Genomic DNA, 23,157 nt, shown 5'->3' on the forward strand with positions numbered 1-23,157 from the left:
ACATTCTTATTACAATTCCCACACAAACCGATTGGTAACATTTCCCCTGAACAGTGATTAGGATCACGATTTACACAATTTATATAAAATTAATTATCTGATTTGACAAAGAATAAACATTTCCATTACAACTAGGGTAGAAATAAGCCCTATGATGCACTAAAGGTCTGCGGATACACTTCCCCATAAGCCTAAGTTATGCAACAGTGTATTAAGTGAATATCCCCATAGATATCGTAGGCAATGAACTATAAACGATAAGCATCCGACAAATCGTTAACAACTTTGTAACGTCGCTATCGATCCAGCCTCTCGGATCGCTGGCCGCATTGGTAAGACACTCTGTACCCTAAATCATGTTTTAATCGTGAATAAAACGTTTAATCGTGAATCAAACAGAGCAGTGCCGATAAGATAATGCCCTACAGGCATCTAAGACATTCCAGTTGTTAGCGGTTTTTAAAATAAGCGCGAAGGAGACTGTAAATGGCTGATAAAAAAGCGACGCTGAATCTGGCAGGCGAAGCTGCGATTGAACTGAAGGTTCTATCCCCAACCCTCGGCACTGACGTGATCGACGTCAGCACTTTAGGTTCTAAAGGGTATTTTACCTATGACCCTGGGTTTACCTCTACCGCGTCCTGCGAATCAAAAATCACGTTTATCGATGGTGATAAAGGGATCCTACTGCATCGTGGATACCCTATTGATCAATTGGCAAAAAACTCTACTTATCTGGAAGTTTGCTACATTTTGCTGTACGGCGAAACCCCCACAGCAGAAGAGTATGAAACCTTCAAAGCGACAGTAACCCGCCACACCATGATCCACGAGCAAATCACCAGCTTGTTCCGTGGGTTCCGTCGCGACTCACATCCGATGGCTGTATTATGCGGAGTGACCGGTGCACTGGCCGCGTTCTACCATGACGCACTGGATGTAAACAACGAGCGCCATCGTGAAATTACCGCCTTCCGTCTGCTGTCTAAAATGCCAACAGTGGCTGCCATGTGTTATAAATATTCCATCGGCCAGCCGTTTGTTTATCCACGTAACGACCTGTCCTATGCCGGTAACTTCCTGCGTATGATGTTCTCCACACCGTGCGAAGAGTATGAAGTCAACCCGGTGCTGGAACGCGCGATGGATCGTATTTTTATCCTACATGCCGACCACGAACAGAACGCCTCTACCTCTACTGTGCGCACCGCAGGTTCTTCGGGCGCTAACCCGTTTGCCTGTATCGCCGCGGGGATAGCATCCCTGTGGGGGCCAGCTCACGGCGGCGCGAACGAAGCCTGCCTGAAAATGCTGGAAGAGATTAAATCTGTCGAGCATATTCCAGAATTTATCAAACGCGCGAAGGATAAAAACGACTCATTCCGCCTGATGGGCTTCGGTCACCGCGTGTATAAGAATTACGATCCGCGCGCTACGGTGATGAAAGAAACCTGTGATGAGGTATTGAAAGAACTCAAACTGGAAAATGACAGCCTATTTGCTGTCGCGAAAGAGCTGGAACGTATCGCACTGGAAGACCCCTACTTCGTTGAGAAAAAGCTATATCCAAACGTGGACTTCTATTCAGGTATCATCCTGAAAGCCATGGGGATCCCGTCTTCAATGTTTACCGTGATGTTCGCGATAGCCCGTACCATTGGCTGGATTGCTCACTGGAATGAAATGCACGATGAGGGCCTTAAAATTGCCCGTCCGCGTCAGCTTTATACCGGTTATGCCGAACGTGACTTCAATAGTCAACTGAAGAAATAAGCAGAGTAATTAGACTGTTTATGATGAGAGCGCCACCGGTGAAGGTGGCGTTTTTTTATAGAGAAATCAGTGGATCGCGCCGCCTGATATATGCAGATCGTGTTCAATTTGCATGGCAATAGAGATAGCCAGTTCTAAGGCTACCAGCACTGAATGTGTTGACATACTGGGTGATCCGGGGTGAGCTACCGCCTGTTCCGGCAGATAAGGGATATGAATGAAACCACCCTTCACCTCACTATTGAGCTGGTTTAACCGATGCAATAACCCGTACATCACATGGTTACAGACATAGGTTCCGGCCGTCTGGGAGACCGAGGCCGGAATGCCCGCCTCACGGATACCCTGCACCATCGCCTTGATGGGCAAACGGGTAAAGTATGCCGCCGGGCCATCCTCAACTATCGGCTGATCTACCGGTTGATTCCCCAAATTGTCAGGAATACGGGCATCATCAACGTTAATAGCTACCCGTTCGATAGTAATATCGGCGCGTCCCCCGGCCTGACCGACAGCCAACACCAATACTGGCTGAATTTCATCTATCGCGGCATTCAACGCAATTAATGCTTCACCAAAGGCGCAAGGCAACTGGCGAGCCACCACTCTGACCCCACCCAGCATTAAATCATTCAATTGTTTGACCACTTCCCAAGAAGGATTTACTCGCTCCCCACCAAATGGCTCAAACCCGGTAATTAATACACTTCTCATCACCACTCCTAGAGGAACATCAGGAAATACAGCAAGAATACGTTAACAATCAATAGAGTCACCCCGGTTGGAATCTGCGCTTTAATCACCGCATTCTTATCCGGCAACTCCAGTAACGCAGCAGGAACGATATTAAAGTTGGCTGCCATCGGCGTCATTAAGGTACCGCAGTACCCTGAGAACATACCAATAGCTGCCATCACTGCGGGATTACCGCCGTGTTGCAATACTAAAATTGGAATACCGATACCGGCAGTGACGATGGGGAAAGCAGCAAAGGCATTACCCATGATCATGGTTAACAGTGCCATGCCAATAGCATAGACCGCCACGGCGACAAAGCGATGATCGACTGCCAGATATTCCTGTGTCAGATGGGCAATAGCAGTTCCGACCCCGGCGGTGGTAAACAGCAGGCCAAGGGTGGCCAATATCTGTGGCAAGATAAATGCCCAGCCGATGGAATCGAGCAAACGCCGAGCTTCCTGCACCGGTTGTGCCGCGGTTTCGTGGGTCATGACGACCGCAATAATCAAACCGAGAACACAACCAACAGTCATCGAGAATAAGGTGACTAAGGTGGCGTGGTTGCCGGTGCCAAACAGCCATTGATCCAGCGCGGGGATATTGTTAAACAGCAGCACGCCAATAACCGTCACCACTGGGATAGCCAATGTCGGGATGAACAGCCGGTTCCCCAAACGCTTGGCACTCACTTCGCGCTGTTCTGGAGTGCGTTGATGATAGCTACCCAGTTTTACCCCACCAAAACCGGCAATCAGCGCCATAATCACCACCACCACACCGACAGTAATATTCAGAATGCGCTTCTCATCCGGTCCCTCGCCCGCCAAAGTATTGGCCAGACGATAGGTCCAATCACCCACCAGGAAAATCAGCCCGTATAATCCCCAAAATAAACCGGTGGTGATACGGCGCGGGTTGGCCTTATCACGAAATGACATTAACGCGACAATCAACAGCACTACGCCAGCCAGCCAATAAAGATATTGTTGTTGGAAAATCATTTTGCGTCTCCCTTGGTAGCCAAAGCAGACTGACTCAGCGCGGTTAACTCAGCGGCGAGGTGTTTATCCAAACGTTGCAAACGGTAGGCGTGGATCAGGAAAGCACAAATCGCCGTCGGGATACCCCACAACGCAATGTGTAACGGCTCGGTCTGAATGCCACCGGATTCCAGCATAAAGTTGTGCATAAAAATAATCGCACCGAAAGCGACAAAAATATCTTCACCGAAGAACAACCCAACGTTATCGGTCGCGGCAGACATTGCACGCAGGCGATAACGCACTTTCTCCGGTAACTCACCATAACGGGTTTCAGCCGCCCCTTCTGCCATCGGTGCCAGTAATGGCCGTACCATTTGCGGATGACCACCCAGACTGGTTAAACCCAGCGCGGCTGTCGCTTCACGCACAAACAGATACACAATCAATAAACGGCCAGAGGTGGCACTTTTAATTTGTGAAATCCACACCTGCGCTCGCTCTTTCAAGCCGTGGCGCTCCAGCAAGCCGATAACAGCCAGTGGCAGTAACAGAATCAGAGGCAGGTTGCGGGTATTGAGAAAACCTTCACCCAGTTTTTCCAAAATAGTGGCCATTGGCATTAGCGCCGCCAGACCAGTGATGATACCGGCGGTAATCACCACCAGTACTGCGTTGATACGCAGTAAAAATCCGATTACGATCGCCGCAATACCAATTAGCGGCCAAAGGTTTACCGTTTGTTCCAAGGTGACTCTCCTGTCCTAAAGTGTTGTTATAAAGTGTGATATGTAGCTAATTGATGAAGCAATTCCACCCGGGCCAGGCGGTTATAATTTTTACTGCCCAACGTCCATCTTACTGCGCGGTTACCGTGATATTTTGCTGCTGAAAACTGTGGCGTAAACGGCGGGCAAAATCCAAGGCATGGGCTCCATCACCGTGGACGCATACTGTATCCGCCTGTACCGCTACCCAACTGCTATCACGAGCCTGAACCTGCTGACGCTGCACCATTGCCAACGTTTGTGACAACGCCAACTCGTCACTTTCAATTAAGGCATCTGGCTGGCTGCGCGGCACGAGAGTGCCATCAGGCTGATAGCGACGATCAGCGAATACCTCTTGTCGGGTCACCAAACCTGCGCGTTCACCGGCACGGATCAATTCGCTTCCCGCCAATCCAACCAGCCGTAACGACGTGTCCACGGCTTTCACCGCTTTCGCTATGGCATCCGCCAGCAGAGGATCAACCGCCGCCTGGTTATACAACATGCCATGAGGCTTCACATGTTGCATCACGCCGCCCTCCGCCTTCACGATAGCTGCCAAGGCACCTAATTGATAAACCACTTGGGCATACACCGTCTCAGGGGGTAACTGCATCGCGGTTCGACCAAAATTCTCGCGATCAGGGAAACTCGGATGCGCACCGATAGCAACGCCATATTCCATAGCCCAGCGCACCGACTGGCGCATGGTCTGCGCATCACCGGCATGAAAGCCACAGGCAATATTGGCTGAACTGACCAATTGCAGCAGTGCTTGATCATTAGCGCAGCCTTCACCTAAATCGGCGTTTAAATCAATCTTCATTTGGCCTCCGTCGCATCGAATCCTTGCTGTAAACCCCATTCGATCTGTTTTAAGAAATGCTGTTGCTCCGCTTTGGCCCGCAGCGCCTCCTCAACTGTGCATGGCACAAAATGCACTGGTTCGCCGAGCCTAAGCTGAGCTAAATGATAAAGATCTGCTTCGATAACGCAGGCAATGCGCGGATAACCGCCGGTTGTCTGCGCATCAGCCATCAGCACAATCGGCTGGCCGTTGTGCGGCACTTGCACCACGCCAGGTAATAATCCGTGGGATAGCATCTCGCGGTCCGTGGTGCGCGCTAATTCGCGCCCGGTCAGGCGATATCCCATACGGTTGCTCTGTGGGCTGAGTTGCCAGGCTTCACGCCAAAAAGCACCCTGTGCGATATCGTCGAACTCATGATATTCCGGGCCAGGAACAGCCCGGACACGGTTACCAAATAACAGTTGTTTGATACCGACTGATTCACGTGGTAAACGTGTGGTTTGGCCTAATGGCAGGGTGTCGCCATCTTTGATCAGTCGCCCCTGATAACCGCCAAAACCGGCTTTCAGGTCGGTGCTGCGTGAACCCAACATCTCCGGTACTGCAATCCCTCCAGAGATGGCTAAATAGCTGCGCATTCCCCGATGTGGCACACTGAGTTTTAGCTGCTGCCCCGGCTTGACCGGATAACGCCAGCCGGTCCACAGCAATTGGTTATCAAGCCGGGCATCGCAACCAGCTCCTGTCACCGCTATCCAGCCTGGTTGCGTAAATTGTGCCGTAAACTGACCAAGGGTAATTTCCAGCCCGGCAGCATCAGGCTCATTACCTACCAGCATATTTGCCATGCTGAGCGCTGGTAAATCGAGTGCCCCACCCTGGCTGATTCCCAAACGGCGAAAACCGCCACGGCCACTGTCTTGTACTGTGGTATAAATACCTGAACGAATAATATTCAGCATACGCCCTCCTTTAAGGGCAGGAAGCGCACATTATCGCCGGGCCGTAACAAGGTTGGCGGCATCTCCAGCGGGTTAAACAGTGCCAATGATGTGCGGCCAATAAGTTGCCAGCCGCCGGGCGTTGCCAGTGGATAGATACCGGTTTGGCTACCGCCAATACCGACAGAACCGGGCGCGACCACTAAACGTGGTTCAGCACGCCGTGGCGTGGCGAGTTTTTCCGGCATCCCCCCCAGATATGAGAAGCCCGGCTGGAACCCCAAAAAATAGACGATATAGCTCGCGCCAGCGTGGCACTCCACCACCTGACGCTCTGTCATGCCAGTGTGACGAGCCACTTCAGCCAGGTCTGGGCCTGCCTCACCGCCATAAACCACTGGAATGGTGATATCACGTGATTCAGGCACTAATGATTCGCTCTCCTCCCACCAGCGTTGGAGGCGTTCAATGGCGTCCAGCGCCGTATTTTGTGGATCTGACAATAATAGAGTCAGATTATTCATACCCGGAATCGCTTCAAGGACATCAGGATGATGAATCAGACGATCAGCTAAGCCCCAGATCCGTTGCTGGCTTGCTAATGTTACCGGCGGTTCCAATTCCAGAACCACCGCACTCTCTCCCAATAAATAGCATCGTGCTCTTTGCACTCCCGTCCCCCTAAGACATGTATAGTTTTTATTTTCATTAGATAAATAGCTTTTATAAGGACATATTTATGCGTTAGCACCTAACTGCTGTCAATAGAACTGAATCAACCAATAGATATCAGCAATCACTAGATTCAATGTAAATACTGAAATTAACCGCTGAAAACAGCGTATTTTGAAGTTTTTTACGAAGGAAAGTGGTAAATAATCGATTCTTTTCTTATTTAGAATCAGGCTATAGAGAGCAAATATTCTTAAAAACTGTCGCTTTATCATCCAACTATGGCCAGATGATGATTTTAAATAGCCAGAGAGAGGATAAAACCTTGTTTAAAACATGGTTTAATTGCACATAAACAAGGAGATACCTACAGTAGATTATGCACCGATACTTATTACCAGTGCATAATGTTGCATAATGGTCAGGCGGGATTGGGGATATCGATAAAGATAACTTCAAATTGATGCTTGCTAGCCAACCATTCGCCTAACGCCTTGATACCGTAGCGCTCAGTGGCGTGATGCCCCGCAGCATAAAAATTCACGCCCATCTCCCGGGCAATATGAATTGTTTGCTCTGAAACTTCACCAGTGATAAATGCATCAACACCAAAATCAGCCGCTTGTTGGATAAAACCCTGCCCGCCGCCGGTACACCAGGCAAGACGACGCACATCTACTGGCGCTCGATCACCACAATGTAATACCTCACGGCCCAACAATTTTTCCAGCCGTTCACGTAAAATTACCGCATTTAACGGTGCATCAAACTCACCATAAGGTAAGAAAGATTCAATTTCACCCGACACCCGAATACCCAGTAATTTAGCCAATTGCGCGTTATTGCCTAATTCAGGATGAGCATCCAGTGGCAAATGGTAGCCATACAAATTGATATCGTTGGTAAGCAATGTTTTCAGCCGGTTACGTTTCATTCCACGCACCACGACCGGTTCATTTTTCCAAAAATAACCGTGATGAACCAAAATAGCATCGGCCTGTTGCCCAACCGCAGCATCCAATAGTGCCTGGCTGGCGGTCACGCCGGTGACAATGCGCTTGATCTCTTCGCGCCCCTCAACTTGCAAACCATTGGGTGCATAGTCTTGAAAAGCCGAGATATTCAGTTGGCTATTGAGTAGAGTTTCCAGTTCGGTATTGCGCATTTCATCAGCCTCAAAAAATATAAATGGGTAGTTAAAAACGCTGGCTATCGCCTTGCTCCATCAGGATAAAATTAACCCCCATATCATTACCTTGTTGCAACTCAGTGGCAATGGTTTTACGCACATCTTGTCCCTGTTTAAATGAAGGTTTTATATGACTGATAACCACCGGCAGCCCCTTTAATGGTTGGCCTTCACCGCTGTATTTCTCCAGATTTTTCAATTCCTTCAGCAACCACTTAGGCGTCATATGGCCGTACAACTTGTTATCAGCAACGTCATTGGGGAAAGAAACTTCGATTATCATCCCTTTCAATTGCTGCTGTTTAACCTTTTCGGCCAAGTTACGCCACACCGTATCCAGATTTTTCGACTTTTCCATCTCATCCGGGCCAGTATCACCAAAATAGGCAAATGACTGATTATTACTACTGATCAATAACATAGCAGAGGGGGACTTATCATGGCTCAGTGGATACAATTCCCCCGTCAAACGGGTTAAGCCCAGGCTTAGAGGCTGGTTTGGCCGCACCATTTGCATGCGATAGGTTCCCAGCCGGGTACCGCTGCCGCTGTCAGTAAAGTTAGGCCAGACACGCCAGTTAAAATAGTAGTTTCGCAATACATCAATCGTGTCTGCCGAGGCATAAAGGGGCTTGTTGCTGTCTTGCGGCGAACCGATAATCAGGCCGGAAACATGGTCAAGATGGGCATGACTAAGAAAATAGCTGTTGATGCGCTGGCGAAAGATATAACCCTGACGTGTCAGCGGGGCGGCGGTTTCATCGGTAATATCGGGGAAAGCGCCCTTCTCCAGAGCTTTGGCAATACCCGGTAGCACCGAACCGGCATCCAGAGCTAAATAGACCGGCTGACTATCATCACGAATCAGATAAGATGTCAGATTGCCATCGCTGACACCACCATCCACCCCCAGTGCCACCACCTCAAAACCGGCCGCTGCCAGCGAGCTATATAGGCTAAACGATAAAATCAGCCCGGCGTTAAGCACCATGTGGGTTATCTTATTGGTACATAACGTGGGTTTCGTTAAAACATGGGTTTTAGTTGAAACACAGAATTTAGTCGAAATATATGTCAAAAACATGCAAGCTCCTGGTGATTAGGGATCCTTGCGGCCATCCCGCTTAGCGGCTTCAAATGCCGCGAGTGTAGCCAATCTGGCCAGCTTATGATCCACCAGCGGTAGTGGGTAATCCAGATGTTGCTGTTGCCGCTGCGCCCAGCGCCATGGCTGATGGATATCACTGTCTGGCACCCTAGCCAGCTCAGGTAACCAACGGCGGATAAAAACGCCGCTCGGGTCAAAACGCTCGCCCTGGGTGGTGGGATTAAAAATACGAAAATAGGGTGCAGCATCAGTACCCGTGGAGGCAGCCCACTGCCAGCCTCCATTATTGGCGGCCAAATCCCCATCCAATAGTTGGGACATAAAATAGCGTTCGCCGTGTCGCCAATCGATCAACAGGTCTTTAACCAGAAAACTGGCGCTGATCATCCGCAGGCGGTTATGCATCCAGCCGGTTTCATTCAACTGCCGCATAGCTGCATCAACAATAGGGTAACCTGTTTGTCCCTGCTGCCAGGCAAGTAGTTGCTGTTCTGAGTGATGCCATATTACGCCATCAGTCCAGTCAATAAAGGGACGATGCTGGCATAAACGCGGATAAGCCACTAACAAATGACGATAAAATTCACGCCAGACCAACTCATTGAGCCAAGTAAAAGCACCACCGTCGGAGTTTTCCAGCAACGCGGGACATTCTGCCAACAAGCGGTTAAAGCATTGACGGGGCGAAAGTATCCCCAACGCCAGATAAGGTGACAAACAACTGGTTCCTGCCACAGCAGGCAGATCACGTTGTTGCTGGTAGTCCTGAACCTGCTCGCGACAAAAACTGCGCAGGCGATGTAATGCCGCCTCTTCGCCTGCCGGAAATAATTGGCTATCTACCGGTTGTTGCGGATAGTCAAACGGGAGCAGTGGTAATGGCATGGCAGCTACCACGTTATCGCGCGTTTTTGGCGCAGGGACACAACGGCATTCACTCATCATTAAACGCTGAATAAAAGCACGACGAAACGGGGTAAATACTTTGTACATCTCATTATTACCGGTCAGGACACTGCCCGGCGGCAATAACACACTGTCATCGAAACGGTGGCAGGTAATGGTATGACCGGCTTCTTGCCGATGATTGAGCCGCGTCACTAGCGCCCCATCTCGCAGTTGTTCATTTAACTCATACTGTTGGTTAAAAAATAGCGCATCAACTTGCTGCTGCTGACAAAAATCATCCAGCCAGATAATGGAGTCCTGAAAATCATCACACTGATGATAGTGTAGCGGTATCGCCCGGATAGCCAGTGCGTGCTGTAACTGTTGTAGGTTTTGCAGCAGGAAGGTGGCCTGCCGAGGGGCCATATCATGTGCGGCCCATTGTGCAGGGGTCGCGATAAATAGCGCAATCACAGTGGCTTGTGGGTCCTGACAAGCGGCATGCAGCGCCAGATTATCCGTTACGCGTAAATCATTACGAAACCAGACCAGATGCGTCGCCATGCCTTATCCTTGTGCCGAGTAAAATGTAAAATAGCGTTGTCCGGCCAGATACTCATTCGGGAATTCAACCAAGTAAGCATTTATTTGGCCGATGGGGACACTCAAAGGCAACTCACCTACCCGATACTGCTCGATAAGCTGTGCCAATGCCTGACGTTGTGTTGACGTAAGGTAAGGCCGAAAATAACCCTGTACATGCATTAATACGTTGGTGTGATTGGCGGACGTTGGCTGATGAGACAACAAATGCAGTAAACGCTGGCGATACTCATCAGTAAACTCAATTAATGATGACCATCTATCCATTGAGGCAATAAAAGGACCGATTTCGCGGTATTCAGGCTGCGAATGCGCCAACAGCACTAACTTATAGCGGCTATGAAAATCCATCAATTGGCCACGTGTTATGCCTGCTGCATATAACGCATCAAGCTCGTCTCGCGCATGGCAGTACTCGATACTGTGGGTTACCTGATTACTCTCCAGCATTCTATTCTCCCTTGGCCTTGGCAGCTTTTCTCATCACAGCATAACAGTTGTTGCCCGAGAACCACGCTCTTGCTTGATACCTTTATATCTGGGGCAGATATAAAGGCAGTAAAAAGCCCGCGAGTGTTAACCCACGGGCCATTAATTTTACGCCGTTTTTATCTACGAGCAGCTTACTGATTTATCTCAGTAAAAATCCTGTATTGCCGATTCAGACTGTGCCAACCACACCGGCTTATCACTGGTTTTAGCCCAAACCCGGTGCAGATAGCTGTAAAAACGGGCGCGATCTTTGCGGAAAAGCATCACCGGCAGTGCCAGTAAACCGACCAGAATCACTGCGCTCCGGCGCAAGAGAACCTGATGCAATGGGTATGCGTTGTACATGGTCATAACGATCCTCCTTTAAAACGCCTTGGTGTAACAGCCAACTCGGTTAAACAGAGAGTCGATTTACAACTTGGCGTTAAAAATAAAATAAACAAAATTGGAAACTGGACAAAATTTTACCGTATCGGTTGAAATTTTACCACTCATCCGACCACTCAATCACGTCAAAATCCGAAATAAATTGTCAATTCTGTAATTTTGTTACAACAAGGTTAATTTAAAACCAATCATTAGTTACATTGCAGTTATGTACTCTTTAGTAATTGGCACATTATATGTATTGACTCAGTGCCTAACCCTTCAAGGGCCAGAATTGGCGACACTGCGCCGCCACTGGTTAATTTACACCCATTTCGTGTCTATTTTTTGACCGTTTTTATACTTTTTTTACACCTCTCGGCCATTTTTTATCAGGAACTTTTCGCTCGACTTCATAAGCTGTTGTTATCAAAAATAAGCGTTGTGGAGGTGTATCGTGAGTTTCAGCATCATTAGTGGTGCGCTGTTGGTCCTACTGCTTCTTGGCTATCTGGTTTATGCCTTGTTTAATGCGGAGGATTTTTAAATGGCAGCGTCAGGATTTCTGCTTATCGCCAGCTTCATGCTGGTGTTGTTGGTGCTGTCCCGCCCGTTGGGGAGCTTTTTGGCTCGCATAATCGAAGGCGAACCCTTTGCGCCATTGCGCCAAGTCGAGGCCGGTTTATGGCGTTGTAGCGGTGTAAAAAATGAAGAGATGAACGGCTGGCAATATGCGCTCGCCATTCTCTGCTTTAACTTACTGGGTATTGCCTTGCTGTTCACGCTGTTGATGGCGCAAGGTTCGTTACCGCTAAATCCTGAACACATGCCGGGTATGTCATGGCATCTGGCCTTAAATACCGCGGTCAGCTTTGTCACTAACACCAACTGGCAAGCCTATAGCGGCGAAAACACCCTCAGTTATCTGAGTCAAATGGCCGGTCTGACGGTACAAAACTTCCTCTCTGCTGCAACCGGCATTGCCGTCGCTTTTGCTCTGATCCGTGCCTTTGCCCGCCATTCTGCCCACACACTGGGAAATGCCTGGGTCGATCTGGTGCGCATCACCTTATATGTGTTGCTGCCGATTGCGCTGATTATCGCGCTAATTTTCGTCAGTCAGGGGGTATTACAAAACCTGGATGGCTACCTGCATATCACCACCCTTGAAGGGGTAAAACAGACCCTACCAATGGGACCGGTAGCCTCGCAGGAAGCCATAAAAATGTTGGGGACCAACGGCGGCGGTTTTTTTGGCGCTAACTCCGCACATCCATTTGAAAACCCAACTGCTTTTAGTAACTTTGTGCAGATGCTGGCGATTTTCCTCATACCCTGTGCACTCTGTTTTGCCTTCGGTCAGGTGGTGGGTGATAGCCGTCAGGGCCATGCGCTGATCTGGGCTATGTCACTGATTTTTGTGGTGGCCGTAGTCGTGGTGATGTATGCAGAACTGGCCGGTAACCCGCACTTAACTCAGTTAGGTGCCGACAGCAATATCAATATGGAAGGTAAAGAATCCCGCTTCGGCATTCTGGCAACCAGTATGTATGCCGTGGTCACTACCGCAGCCTCTTGTGGGGCCGTTAACGCCATGCATGACTCCTTTACCGCCTTAGGTGGCATGGTACCGATGTGGTTAATGCAGATTGGCGAGGTGGTGTTTGGTGGGGTCGGTTCTGGGTTATACGGCATGCTGCTATTCGTGCTGCTGACCGTCTTTATTGCCGGGTTGATGATTGGTCGTACCCCTGAATATCTTGGCAAGAAAATTGACGTATTTGATATGAAAATGACCGCGCTGGCCATTCTGGTCACCCCGGCTATCGTGCTGCTGGGTACCGCACTGGCACTCTGTACTGATGCCGGGCGGGCGGGGATTCTTAACCCCGGTGCGCATGGTTTTAGCGAAGTTCTCTACGCCCTCTCCTCTGCGGCCAACAATAACGGCAGCGCCTTTGCTGGTCTGAGTGTCAATACGCCGTTTTATAACCTGCTGCTGGCTGCCGCCATGTTCTTCGGCCGCTTTGGCGTGATTCTGCCGGTATTGGCCATTGCCAACTCATTGGTGGCGAAGAAGCGGCAACCCGCGGGTAATGGCACGCTGCCAACCGCTGGACCACTATTTATCGGTTTGCTGGTAGGTACGGTGCTGTTGGTCGGCGCATTGACCTTTATCCCAGCGCTGGCCTTAGGTCCGGTTGCTGAGCATCTGCAAGTTTGGTTAGCACATTGATGAGAGAACTACTATGACACGCAAACAACGCGCGATTTTTGAGCCAGCACTGGTTCGTACTGCGCTTATTGATGCCGTGAAGAAACTGGACCCACGCGTCCAATGGCGTAACCCAGTGATGTTCGTGGTCTATCTGGGGAGTTGGTTGACCACTCTGATTTGGCTGGCGATATTAAGCGGCCAAACCACCGGTAGTGCCATGTTTACCGGCAATGTGGCTCTGTGGCTGTGGTTTACCGTGCTGTTTGCCAACTTCGCCGAAGCTTTGGCCGAGGGGCGCAGTAAAGCGCAAGCAGAAAGTCTGCGTGGGGTGAAAAAAACCAGTTGGGCCAAAAAATTGTCAGAAGCCCGCTTTGATGCGCCACAGGAGAAAGTCTCCGCCGATAGCTTGCGCAAAGGCGATGTGGTGTTGATTGAAGCTGGCGATACCGTGCCCTGTGACGGCGAAGTGCTGGAAGGTGGTGCATCCGTTGATGAAAGCGCCATTACCGGCGAATCTGCTCCGGTTATCCGTGAATCCGGTGGTGACTTCTCTTCCGTGACCGGCGGTACCCGCGTGCTGTCCGACTGGTTGGTAGTTGAGTGCAGCGTTAACCCCGGCGAAACCTTCCTCGACCGGATGATCGCCATGGTTGAAGGCGCGAAACGGCGTAAAACCCCTAACGAAGTGGCGTTGACCATTTTGCTGGTGGCTCTGACTATTGTCTTCTTACTGGCGACGGCGACACTCTATCCGTTCTCGGTGTTCAGTGTTGAGGCCAACCATGCCGGTTCACCGGTGACAATTACGGTACTGGTGGCGCTGCTGGTTTGTCTGATCCCAACCACTATCGGTGGCCTGCTATCAGCCATCGGGGTTGCCGGGATGAGCCGGATGCTGGGCGCTAACGTGATTGCCACCAGCGGGCGCGCGGTGGAAGCGGCCGGTGACGTTGATGTGCTGTTGTTGGATAAAACCGGCACTATCACACTGGGTAACCGCCAGGCGTCTGAGTTTTTACCTGCACCGGGTGTCACCGAGCAACAACTGGCCGATGCCGCGCAACTCTCTTCTTTGGCGGATGAAACGCCAGAAGGCCGCAGTATCGTGGTGTTAGCGAAACAGCGCTTTAACCTGCGCGAACGTGACTTGCACAGTCTAAATGCCACCTTTGTGCCTTTCTCGGCACAAACACGGATGAGTGGTGTGAACGTGCAGGACAGAATGATCCGTAAAGGTGCTGTGGATGCTATTCGCCGCCATGTCGAGTCCAATCAGGGCCATTTCCCGCGGGCAGTGGAAGACGCGGTGGAAAGCGTCGCCCGCACCGGTGGTACGCCACTGGTGGTGGCCGATGGGCCACGGGTGCTGGGTGTAGTGGCGCTGAAAGATATCGTCAAAGGTGGCATCAAAGAACGTTTTGCCGAGTTGCGCAAAATGGGCATCAAAACAGTGATGATCACCGGTGATAACCGCCTGACAGCAGCCGCCATTGCCGCCGAAGCGGGTGTGGATGATTTTCTGGCGGAAGCCACGCCAGAGGCCAAACTGGCATTGATTCGCCAGTATCAGGCCGAAGGTCGATTGGTGGCAATGACCGGTGACGGTACCAACGACGCCCCGGCACTGGCGCAGGCTGACGTCGCCGTGGCGATGAACTCGGGGACACAAGCGGCGAAAGAAGCTGGCAACATGGTGGATTTGGATTCTAACCCGACCAAGTTGATTGAAGTGGTGCATATCGGTAAACAGATGCTGATGACCCGTGGCTCGCTGACCACCTTCAGTATCGCCAACGACGTTGCTAAATATTTCGCCATTATCCCGGCTGCATTTGCAGCTACCTATCCGCAGCTTAATGCCCTGAACGTCATGCAGTTGCACTCCCCGGCGTCGGCCATACTGTCGGCGGTTATTTTTAACGCACTGGTGATTATGTTCCTGATCCCGCTGGCACTGAAAGGGGTGAGTTACAAGGCGATGAGTGCAGCGGCGCTGCTGCGCCGTAACTTGTGGATTTATGGGCTGGGTGGCCTATTGGTGCCGTTTGTCGGTATCAAGCTGATCGATCTGGTACTGACCGCCCTAATGATGAGCTGAAAACTCAGTAATTAATGTTTGCAATGGCCACGGCGTGTTTTGCTCGTGGCCGCTATTAAGACCGAATAGAGAGGCAATATCCATGTCATACCTGCGACCTTCATTGGTTCTACTGATATTACTGACACTTATCACCGGGATAGCTTATCCTCTGCTGACTACCGGATTGGCAAAATTGATGTTTGCCGAGCAAGCGCGTGGTTCACTGGCGATGCTGGGTGATGAAGTTGTCGGCTCTACCTTGCTAGGCCAAAACTTTACTCAGCCAGGCTATTTTGCTGGCCGCCCATCGGTAACAGCAGATATGCCTTATAATCCAATGGCCTCTGGTGGGAGTAATCTGTCCATCAGCAATCCCGCACTGGATCAGGTTATCAGTGAGCGAGTAACATTACTGCGTCAGGCTAACCCGACACAAACTGGCCCAGTCCCGGTTGATTTGGTGACAGCATCAGGCAGTGGTCTGGATCCCAGTATTTCACTGGAAGCGGCCTATTATCAGGCTCCCCGCATCGCCAGCGTGCGCCAGATGCCATTGTCTGAAGTGAAGCAGTTGATTGATAGTAGTGTGCAAAAAGCGACACCGAACTTCTTCGGTGAATCTGTGGTGAATGTGCTGAATCTGAATATGGCGTTGGATGCCCAAAGCCCGGTAAAAGTACCGATCAACCCGGCAAAATCTTAAGGACATAACATGGTGGATGCAGAACCAACCCGCCCCGACCCCGACAGCCTGCTCGCAGCAGCCAATGAGAAAACCCGTGGCCGGCTAAAAGTGTTTTTCGGGGCCTGTGCGGGGGTAGGCAAAACTTACGCCATGCTGCAAGAGGCTCAGCGCCTGCGGACTCAAGGGCTGGATGTATTGGTTGGTGTGGTGGAAACACACGGGCGTAGCGAAACCGCAGCGCTGCTCGAAGGGCTGACCATCCTACCGCAAAAGCGAATTCATCACCGCAATCGTCAGGTACGTGAATTTGATTTGGATGCGGCCCTGGCACGCCACCCGGCACTGATCCTGATGGATGAGCTGGCGCACAGTAATGCCTATGGCTCGCGCCATCCGAAACGCTGGCAGGATGTTGAAGAACTGCTGGATGCTGGCATTGATGTGCTGACCACCGTCAATGTACAGCATCTAGAAAGCCTGAATGATGTGGTCGGCGGCGTGACCGGTATCCGGGTGCGGGAAACCGTGCCCGACCATATGTTTGATGAAGCCACTGAAGTGGTTTTGGTCGACCTCCCCCCCGATGACCTGCGCCAGCGGCTGAATGAAGGCAAGGTCTATATTTCGGGTCAGGCGGAGCGAGCCATTGAGCACTTCTTCCGTAAGGGCAATTTAATCGCCCTGCGCGAACTGGCACTGCGCCGTACCGCGGATCGGGTTGATGACCAGATGCGTGCTTTCCGTGACACTCAGGGGCGCGAACGTGTCTGGCATACCCGTGATGCCATTTTATTGTGTATTGGCCATAACAGCGGTAACGAAAAACTGGTCCGAACTGCTGCCCGGCTGGCAGCCCGACTGGGGTGTATCTGGCATGCAGTCTATGTGGAAACACCCCGTCTGCATGGCCTGCCGGAAGCGAAGCGCCGGGCCATTTTACGCACACTAAAATTGGCGCAAGAGTTAGGAGCAGAAACCGCTACGCTGTCAGAACCCCGTGAAGAACAGGCCATCCTGCGTTACGCCCGAGAACATAATCTGGGGAAAATCATCATTGGTCGCCGCACGGAAAAACAGTGGAAACTGCGTGGTAGCTTTGCAGATCGCCTGGGCAAGCTGGGGCCAGATCTGGATTTGGTGATTATTGCACTGGAGGGCGATACCCCCCCCAATGTGGTGAAAGAGAGTGATTCTCGTACCTTTACTGAAAAGTGGCGGATGCAACTGCGTGGCTGTGCGGCAGCCATCGGCTTGTGTGCCCTGATTACGGTGTTATCGCAGTGGCTCATCCCCGGTTTCGATCAAGCCAACCTGGTGATGGTCTACTTACTGGGTGTGGTGATTATTGCACTGTTCTATGGCCGCTGGCCGTCAGTCTTGGCGGCAGTGATTAATGTCGCCAGTTTCGATCTGTTTTTTGTTCAACCGCATGGGTCACTGGCGGTCACTGATGTGCAGTATCTGGTGACGTTTGGCGTGATGCTGATTGTCGGTATCGTGGTGGGTAATCTTACCGCTGGGGTGCGCTATCAAGCCAGAATTGCCCGTTATCGCGAGCAACGCGCTAGGCATTTGTATGAGATGTCGCGCGGATTAAGCCGTGCCCTAACGCCTGCGGATATTGTCAAAACCAGTCGTCATTTTCTCTCCAGCAGTTTTCAAGCGAAAACTGACCTGTTACTGCCACAGGAAGATGGACGCTTGCAGCAAGTCGCCACTGACGAAGGCGGCGCACTTTCTGTTGATGTGGCTATTGCCCGCTGGAGTTTTGACAAAGGCGCACCGGCAGGTGCCGGTACCGACACCCTGCCCGGTGTCCCCTATCAGTTATTACCGTTGACCGCCTCCAAGCAAACTTTTGGCGTGCTGGCAATCGAACCTGCCAACCTGCGCCAATTAATGGTGCCGGAGCAGCAGCGCTTGCTGCAAACCTTTACCAGTCTGATCGCCAATGCTCTGGAAAGGCTACATCTGGCACGCAGTGCCGAATTGGCAAAACTGGATGCCGAACGCGAGCAACTGCGTAACTCACTGCTGGCGGCACTATCTCATGATTTACGTACCCCATTGACGGTGCTATTCGGTCAGGCCGAAATTTTGACGCTGGATCTGGCAGCGGAAGGTTCACGCCATGCGCCGCAAGCCAATCAAATCCGCCAACAAGTGCTGAGTACCACCCGACTGGTGAATAACTTATTGGATATGGCGCGTATTCAATCGGGTGGGTTTAATCTACGTAAAGAGTGGCAATCACTGGAAGAGATCGTGGGTAGCGCCCTGCATATGCTAGAAACCGCCCTCAATCATCATCACATCAACGTCGAGTTACCGGATGAAATGGTGTTGATCAACTGTGACGGCAGCTTACTGGAACGGGTGTTTATCAATTTGTTGGAAAATGCACATAAATATGCCGGTCAGGGGGCATTGCTGGGGATTCGGGCCGCGGTACAAGGTGAGTGGCTAAATGTAGAAGTATGGGATAATGGCCCAGGAGTGACACTTGGGCAAGAACAGCTAATCTTTGATAAATTCTCCCGAGGTAACAAAGAGTCAGCCATTCCCGGTGTCGGCTTGGGTTTAGCCATTTGTCGTGCCATTATTGATGTACACGGCGGGCGTATCTGGGTTGAGAACAATAAAGATGGCGGTGCTAGCTTCCGCTTCACGCTACCACTCGAGAGAGCGCCAGATATTGATGGTGAAAACATTGATAGTGAACACCTTGATGCTGAAAAATGATATACCCTAAATAATTCGAGTTGCAGGAAGGCGGCAACTGAGTAAGTCCCCGGTCACTTACTTAAGTAAGTGACCGGGGTGACAAACCTGCCAGGAGCAGATTTGAACGCTGCTTGCAGCGGCCTCACAGAGGCGAGGCCCATGGACGGGCCGAGTAACGAAAGCAGCCAACACACAAGCAGCTTGAAGTATGACGGGTATAGAACCTATCTCAGTAGGCGTCATTGTTGCAGGCAGTTTGAACACGGACAGAGCGGAAGAACCGGAGCGTACACCGAGTACGTGAGGATTCTGAGCACTGCCCAGGTTCAAAATGGCAAATAAAATAGCCTAATGAAGGAGAAGTGACTATATCCCCGACTAACATTCTAATCGTAGAAGATGAAAAAGAGATCCGGCGCTTTGTTCGTATTGCGCTGGAGAGTGAGGGCTGGCGAGTATTCGAGAGTGATACCTTGCAACGGGGGCTAATTGAAGCCGGTACCCGCAAACCGGACCTGATTATTTTGGATTTGGGGTTACCAGACGGCGATGGGCTGACTTATATTCAAGACCTGCGCCAGTGGAGTGCCATTCCTATTATCGTCTTATCGGCTCGTAACAATGAAGAAGATAAAGTGGCCGCGTTGGATGCCGGAGCCGATGACTACCTAAGCAAACCATTTGGAATCAGTGAGTTATTGGCTAGAGTGCGGGTTGCTTTGCGCCGCCATAGCGGTGGTAGTCAGGAAAGCCCGCTGGTGGGCTTTGCGGATATCAGCGTTGATCTGATTAATCGTCAGGTTACCCGTGCCGGCGAAAATCTGCACCTGACACCGATTGAGTTTCGCCTGCTCTCTGCATTATTGGCGAATGCCGGTAAAGTCATTACCCAGCGCCAGTTATTAAGCCAAGTCTGGGGGCCAAATTATGTCGAACACAGCCACTATCTGCGTATTTATATGGGCCATTTACGGCAGAAATTAGAAACAGACCCGACCCGCCCTAAGCATCTGCTAACTGAAACCGGCGTCGGCTATCGCTTTATCCCGTAACACCTTGTGTGATATAAAAATTTACATTGATACTAGGAAAATAGCTGTCAGCGGCGTAGCATCAAACTTTTAAATGCTAATAGGTCTTATTATTCATGAGTACATGGTTGATTTACGCCCTGCTATCTGCCTTCACCGCCTCTCTGGTCGCTATCTTCGGTAAAATCGGCTTGCAGCAGTTGGATGCCAATACTGCGACTGCCGTTCGTGCTGTCGTGATGGCGCTGTTCCTGGTCGGTGTGGTGTTAGCTCAAGGGAAATTCAATCTGATCAGTGGTGTATTGGCCGATAAAAAAGCCCTGTTATTCATTATTCTCAGTGGCGTTGCGGGTGCGTTATCCTGGCTGTTTTACTTTATGGCTATCAAGCATGGCAATGTCTCTCAAGTGGCCCCGATTGATAAACTCAGTGTGGTTTTTGCGGTAATTCTGGCGGTTATCCTATTTGGTGAAAAAATCTCTCTGCTGGCCAGCTTGGGCGTCGCACTAATTACCGCCGGAGCATTGCTAGTAGCATTGGGGTAATCGGCTCCTGGCAATGGAAAACAGGGCTAAAAGAAGAAATATAATATTAGGTGTCAGCTTATCGGCTGATCTAACTTCTGGCGAAGAAATAGCACCAATAGGCGCTATTTCTTACCGGTTATGACTATTTACCCGCTAGCACTTCACTGACAATATCTACGGCTTCCTGCTCTATCTTTTCACGATGCTCTGGGCTGATAAAACTTTCACAGTAAATTTTGTAAGCGTCTTCAGTACCGGATGGACGGGCCGCAAACCAGCCGTTATCCGTCATCACTTTCAGGCCGCCAATGGATGCACCATTGCCAGGTGCTGTGGTTAAACGGGCAGTAATAGGATCACCCGCCAACATGTTGGCTGTCACCATCTCAGGTGACAGTTTAGACAACGCGTTTTTCTGCGCCTGAGTCGCCGGAGCCTGAATACGGTTATAGCTCGGTGCGCCAAAGCGTTTAGCTAAATCATCATAGTGATGCTGTGGATTTTTACCGGTAACTGCTGTGATTTCTGCTGCCAGCAAACACATGATAATACCGTCTTTATCAGTAGACCACGGCGTGCCATCGAAGCGCAGGAAGGAAGCCCCAGCACTCTCTTCACCGCCAAAACCAAAGCTACCGTCGTGCAAACCGTCAACAAACCATTTAAAGCCGACCGGAACTTCTACCAACTTACGGCCTAAATCAGCCACCACGCGATCAATCATCGCACTGGAGACCAGGGTTTTACCCACGGCCACCTCAGCTCCCCATTGTGGACGGTGCTGGAACAGGTAATTGATCGATACTGCAAGATAATGATTCGGATTCATCAACCCTGCCGGAGTCACAATACCATGGCGGTCATAATCGGGATCGTTAGCAAAAGCTAAATCAAATTTATCGCGTAACGCCAATAAGCCAGCCATGGCGGACTCTGACGAGCAATCCATCCGGATCACGCCATCATGGTCCAGATGCATAAAGCGGAAGGTCTGATCGATAGAATCATTAACCAGTGTTAGATCCAGCTTATAGTGCTCACCAATACGTTGCCAATAAGCAATACCGGAGCCACCGAGAGGATCAACACCTAATTTCAAACCAGCACGTTGAATAGCCGGAATATCGACCACATCCACCAAGCCTGCAACATACGGCTGAATCAAATCTTGCTCACGCAGATGATTACCACGCCAGGCTTTATCCAGCGTTTGGCGTTTGATGCCCTCTAATTTCAGGCTGAGTAACTGATTAGCTCTTTTTTCAATTACCGAGGTCAGATTGGTATCGGCCGGGCCGCCATTCGGTGGGTTGTACTTGATGCCACCATCTTCAGGCGGATTGTGTGACGGTGTGATAACAATGCCGTCAGCCAAGGCTTTCCCCTGCACATTATGGCAGAGAATAGCATGTGAAATCGCCGGGGTTGGTGTAAAACCATTATCTTGCTGTACCACGACATCCACACCATTCGCCGTCAGCACTTCTAATACCGAGATAAATGCCGGTTCAGAGAGTGCATGGGTATCTTTACCCACATAACACGGGCCACTAATGCCATGTTGATGACGAACTTCGGCGATCGCCTGAGCGATTGCTAAGATGTGTGCTTCATTAAAACTGTGGCGTAATGAACTGCCACGATGGCCGGAGGTGCCAAATTTGACCGCATGGGCCGAATTTTCAGCATCTGGCTGCAATACATAATATTGCGACGTTAACTGCGCAACATTTATCAAATCGCTTTGCTGAGCGGGTTGCCCGGCACGAGGGTGATTGGCCACAGTCACTACTCCCTATATATCCCCTTCGCACTTGGAGCCGCAAGCTGCGTTCACTCACCCGAATCGCATATTTGCGTAAGTTCATCGGGATTATGAGCCTCTGATGAGGCTCACCCTGCGGGCCAGTGCAAGTGCTGTTCAACATGGTTTACAACCCATTTGTCGTTCGCTTGCTGCCTACCTGCAACTCCAATTTCTTTGGGTATCGGTTCAACGAAATTAAATAGTCCCGCACACTTTTTCGGTCAAATCCGGCGGGAACTGCATTGCCAGCATGAGATGTTGCACCATACTGCGTTTACGCTCGGTATTGGTATTGGTAATAACCCAGTATGGCGTACCTGGGACATGTTTGGGTTTGGTGTGCGTCCCGTTTTGCAACAATGTCTGTTGGTCACCGGCAAAATAAACCCGGGTGCGACCATGTAATGATTCAGTCGCCTCGGTAAACGCCTGTGCATCCAGCGTGTAAAGTGTGGATAACACCAACATAAAGCGGTTAACCGCCCTATTTTGCTCTGCATACTCATCGGACAACAGCAATTCACGCACTGCACGAACCCGATCTCGTGGTGCTGGAGCTGTAGCCGCTTTCACCGCATCAGTGCTGGCAGGGATACTGGGTACCGGCTGACCGGCCGTAAACTTCAGCATACGTCGTAAAATATCAGACGCGCTCTCGCCAATGTGCTGCGTATGGCTGGCAATATAGCGATAAAGTTCTTCGTCGAGTTCAATAGTTTTCATCTTTATCCAGTACGGGTTTCTACTTTCT

21 protein-coding genes are annotated in these 23,157 nt (G+C 50.6%); 8 read left to right on the forward strand and 13 right to left on the reverse strand.

Annotated elements, in window-relative coordinates:
• Window positions 1-486 precede the first annotated feature (486 nt).
• Complete coding sequence (gene gltA / locus A6J66_009830; GenBank protein PNM24460.1) at window positions 487-1,773, forward strand: citrate synthase; 1,287 nt, start codon at window positions 487-489, stop codon at window positions 1,771-1,773.
• A gap of 66 nt (window positions 1,774-1,839) precedes the next feature.
• On the opposite strand, the gene pcp is transcribed toward gltA, so the two are convergent.
• The 11 genes from pcp to A6J66_009885 form a co-directional block, all read right to left on the reverse strand.
• A complete protein-coding gene (gene pcp, locus A6J66_009835; GenBank protein PNM24461.1) occupies window positions 1,840-2,487 on the reverse strand; it encodes a pyroglutamyl-peptidase I in 648 nt (215 codons plus the stop codon).
• An 8-nt stretch (window positions 2,488-2,495) separates the two neighbouring features.
• Window positions 2,496-3,515 (reverse strand): DUF979 domain-containing protein, encoded by a 1,020-nt coding sequence (locus tag A6J66_009840; GenBank protein ID PNM24462.1) that lies wholly within the window; start codon window positions 3,513-3,515, stop codon window positions 2,496-2,498.
• On the reverse strand, window positions 3,512-4,243 hold the full coding sequence (locus A6J66_009845) for a DUF969 domain-containing protein (protein ID PNM24463.1): 732 nt from the start codon (window positions 4,241-4,243) through the stop codon (window positions 3,512-3,514). The genes A6J66_009840 and A6J66_009845 overlap by 4 nt, the downstream gene beginning before the upstream one ends.
• A gap of 109 nt (window positions 4,244-4,352) precedes the next feature.
• On the reverse strand, window positions 4,353-5,090 hold the full coding sequence (locus A6J66_009850; GenBank protein PNM24464.1) for a LamB/YcsF family protein: 738 nt from the start codon (window positions 5,088-5,090) through the stop codon (window positions 4,353-4,355).
• Window positions 5,087-6,037, reverse strand: coding sequence for a hypothetical protein (locus A6J66_009855; protein ID PNM24465.1), 951 nt, complete (start codon window positions 6,035-6,037; stop codon window positions 5,087-5,089). Before A6J66_009855 ends, A6J66_009850 begins: the two co-directional genes overlap by 4 nt.
• Window positions 6,031-6,687 carry a hypothetical protein gene (locus A6J66_009860; GenBank protein ID PNM24466.1) on the reverse strand — a complete coding sequence of 219 codons (657 nt, stop codon included), beginning with the start codon at window positions 6,685-6,687 and terminating at the stop codon, window positions 6,031-6,033. The genes A6J66_009855 and A6J66_009860 overlap by 7 nt, the downstream gene beginning before the upstream one ends.
• Before the next feature lie 422 nt (window positions 6,688-7,109).
• Entirely contained in the window at window positions 7,110-7,853 is a 744-nt protein-coding gene (locus A6J66_009865) for a type 2 GTP cyclohydrolase I (protein PNM24467.1), read from the reverse strand.
• Between the two features lie 31 nt (window positions 7,854-7,884).
• Window positions 7,885-8,850 carry a 3',5'-cyclic-nucleotide phosphodiesterase gene (locus A6J66_009870; protein ID PNM26967.1) on the reverse strand — a complete coding sequence of 322 codons (966 nt, stop codon included), beginning with the start codon at window positions 8,848-8,850 and terminating at the stop codon, window positions 7,885-7,887.
• 126 nt (window positions 8,851-8,976) lie between these two features.
• On the reverse strand, window positions 8,977-10,437 hold the full coding sequence (locus A6J66_009875) for a deoxyribodipyrimidine photo-lyase (protein PNM24468.1): 1,461 nt from the start codon (window positions 10,435-10,437) through the stop codon (window positions 8,977-8,979).
• A gap of 3 nt (window positions 10,438-10,440) precedes the next feature.
• Complete coding sequence (locus A6J66_009880) at window positions 10,441-10,926, reverse strand: hypothetical protein (GenBank protein ID PNM24469.1); 486 nt, start codon at window positions 10,924-10,926, stop codon at window positions 10,441-10,443.
• A 186-nt stretch (window positions 10,927-11,112) separates the two neighbouring features.
• Entirely contained in the window at window positions 11,113-11,319 is a 207-nt protein-coding gene (locus tag A6J66_009885) for a DUF2517 domain-containing protein (GenBank protein ID PNM24470.1), read from the reverse strand.
• A 472-nt stretch (window positions 11,320-11,791) separates the two neighbouring features.
• Between A6J66_009885 and A6J66_009890 the strand changes: the two genes are divergently transcribed.
• The 7 genes from A6J66_009890 (at window position 11,792) to A6J66_009920 (ending at window position 20,617) form a co-directional block, all read left to right on the forward strand.
• Window positions 11,792-11,881 (forward strand): K(+)-transporting ATPase subunit F, encoded by a 90-nt coding sequence (locus A6J66_009890; protein ID PNM24471.1) that lies wholly within the window; start codon window positions 11,792-11,794, stop codon window positions 11,879-11,881.
• Window positions 11,882-13,570 carry a potassium-transporting ATPase subunit KdpA gene (locus tag A6J66_009895; protein ID PNM24472.1) on the forward strand — a complete coding sequence of 563 codons (1,689 nt, stop codon included), beginning with the start codon at window positions 11,882-11,884 and terminating at the stop codon, window positions 13,568-13,570.
• A 13-nt stretch (window positions 13,571-13,583) separates the two neighbouring features.
• Window positions 13,584-15,650, forward strand: a complete 2,067-nt coding sequence (gene kdpB / locus A6J66_009900) for a K(+)-transporting ATPase subunit B (GenBank protein PNM24473.1) — start codon at window positions 13,584-13,586, stop codon at window positions 15,648-15,650.
• 82 nt (window positions 15,651-15,732) lie between these two features.
• Complete coding sequence (locus A6J66_009905; GenBank protein PNM24474.1) at window positions 15,733-16,335, forward strand: potassium-transporting ATPase subunit KdpC; 603 nt, start codon at window positions 15,733-15,735, stop codon at window positions 16,333-16,335.
• Window positions 16,336-16,344: 9 nt separating this feature from the next.
• On the forward strand, window positions 16,345-19,059 hold the full coding sequence (locus A6J66_009910) for a two-component system sensor histidine kinase KdbD (GenBank protein PNM24475.1): 2,715 nt from the start codon (window positions 16,345-16,347) through the stop codon (window positions 19,057-19,059).
• A 344-nt stretch (window positions 19,060-19,403) separates the two neighbouring features.
• Window positions 19,404-20,093 (forward strand): two-component system response regulator KdpE, encoded by a 690-nt coding sequence (locus A6J66_009915; protein PNM24476.1) that lies wholly within the window; start codon window positions 19,404-19,406, stop codon window positions 20,091-20,093.
• 95 nt (window positions 20,094-20,188) lie between these two features.
• Window positions 20,189-20,617, forward strand: coding sequence for an EamA family transporter (locus tag A6J66_009920; protein PNM24477.1), 429 nt, complete (start codon window positions 20,189-20,191; stop codon window positions 20,615-20,617).
• A 124-nt stretch (window positions 20,618-20,741) separates the two neighbouring features.
• Here the strand turns inward: A6J66_009920 and A6J66_009925 are convergent, their stop codons facing one another.
• Both A6J66_009925 and A6J66_009930 read right to left on the reverse strand, forming a co-directional pair.
• A complete protein-coding gene (locus A6J66_009925; GenBank protein PNM24478.1) occupies window positions 20,742-22,382 on the reverse strand; it encodes an alpha-D-glucose phosphate-specific phosphoglucomutase in 1,641 nt (546 codons plus the stop codon).
• Window positions 22,383-22,601: 219 nt separating this feature from the next.
• The gene (locus A6J66_009930) at window positions 22,602-23,129 is read right to left on the reverse strand and encodes a replication initiation negative regulator SeqA (protein ID PNM24479.1); all 528 of its coding nucleotides are present in this window, start codon (window positions 23,127-23,129) and stop codon (window positions 22,602-22,604) included.
• Window positions 23,130-23,157 lie beyond the last annotated feature (28 nt).

The sequence above is a fragment of the Yersinia enterocolitica genome (assembly GCA_002082245.2).
In the GTDB taxonomy this organism is placed as follows: Bacteria; Pseudomonadota; Gammaproteobacteria; order Enterobacterales; family Enterobacteriaceae; genus Yersinia; species Yersinia enterocolitica_E.

Bases quoted from the DNA above. Each gene is read 5' to 3' on its own strand.
- gltA (PNM24460.1), top strand. From the start codon at position 487: ATGGCTGATAAAAAAGCGACGCTGAATCTGGCAGGCGAAGCTGCGATT.
- pcp (PNM24461.1), bottom strand. From the start codon at position 2,487: ATGAGAAGTGTATTAATTACCGGGTTTGAGCCATTTGGTGGGGAGCGA.
- A6J66_009840 (PNM24462.1), bottom strand. From the start codon at position 3,515: ATGATTTTCCAACAACAATATCTTTATTGGCTGGCTGGCGTAGTGCTG.
- A6J66_009850 (PNM24464.1), bottom strand. From the start codon at position 5,090: ATGAAGATTGATTTAAACGCCGATTTAGGTGAAGGCTGCGCTAATGAT.
- A6J66_009855 (PNM24465.1), bottom strand. From the start codon at position 6,037: ATGCTGAATATTATTCGTTCAGGTATTTATACCACAGTACAAGACAGT.
- A6J66_009865 (PNM24467.1), bottom strand. From the start codon at position 7,853: ATGCGCAATACCGAACTGGAAACTCTACTCAATAGCCAACTGAATATC.
- A6J66_009875 (PNM24468.1), bottom strand. From the start codon at position 10,437: ATGGCGACGCATCTGGTCTGGTTTCGTAATGATTTACGCGTAACGGAT.
- A6J66_009880 (PNM24469.1), bottom strand. From the start codon at position 10,926: ATGCTGGAGAGTAATCAGGTAACCCACAGTATCGAGTACTGCCATGCG.
- A6J66_009885 (PNM24470.1), bottom strand. From the start codon at position 11,319: ATGACCATGTACAACGCATACCCATTGCATCAGGTTCTCTTGCGCCGG.
- A6J66_009895 (PNM24472.1), top strand. From the start codon at position 11,882: ATGGCAGCGTCAGGATTTCTGCTTATCGCCAGCTTCATGCTGGTGTTG.
- kdpB (PNM24473.1), top strand. From the start codon at position 13,584: ATGACACGCAAACAACGCGCGATTTTTGAGCCAGCACTGGTTCGTACT.
- A6J66_009905 (PNM24474.1), top strand. From the start codon at position 15,733: ATGTCATACCTGCGACCTTCATTGGTTCTACTGATATTACTGACACTT.
- A6J66_009910 (PNM24475.1), top strand. From the start codon at position 16,345: ATGGTGGATGCAGAACCAACCCGCCCCGACCCCGACAGCCTGCTCGCA.
- A6J66_009920 (PNM24477.1), top strand. From the start codon at position 20,189: ATGAGTACATGGTTGATTTACGCCCTGCTATCTGCCTTCACCGCCTCT.
- A6J66_009930 (PNM24479.1), bottom strand. From the start codon at position 23,129: ATGAAAACTATTGAACTCGACGAAGAACTTTATCGCTATATTGCCAGC.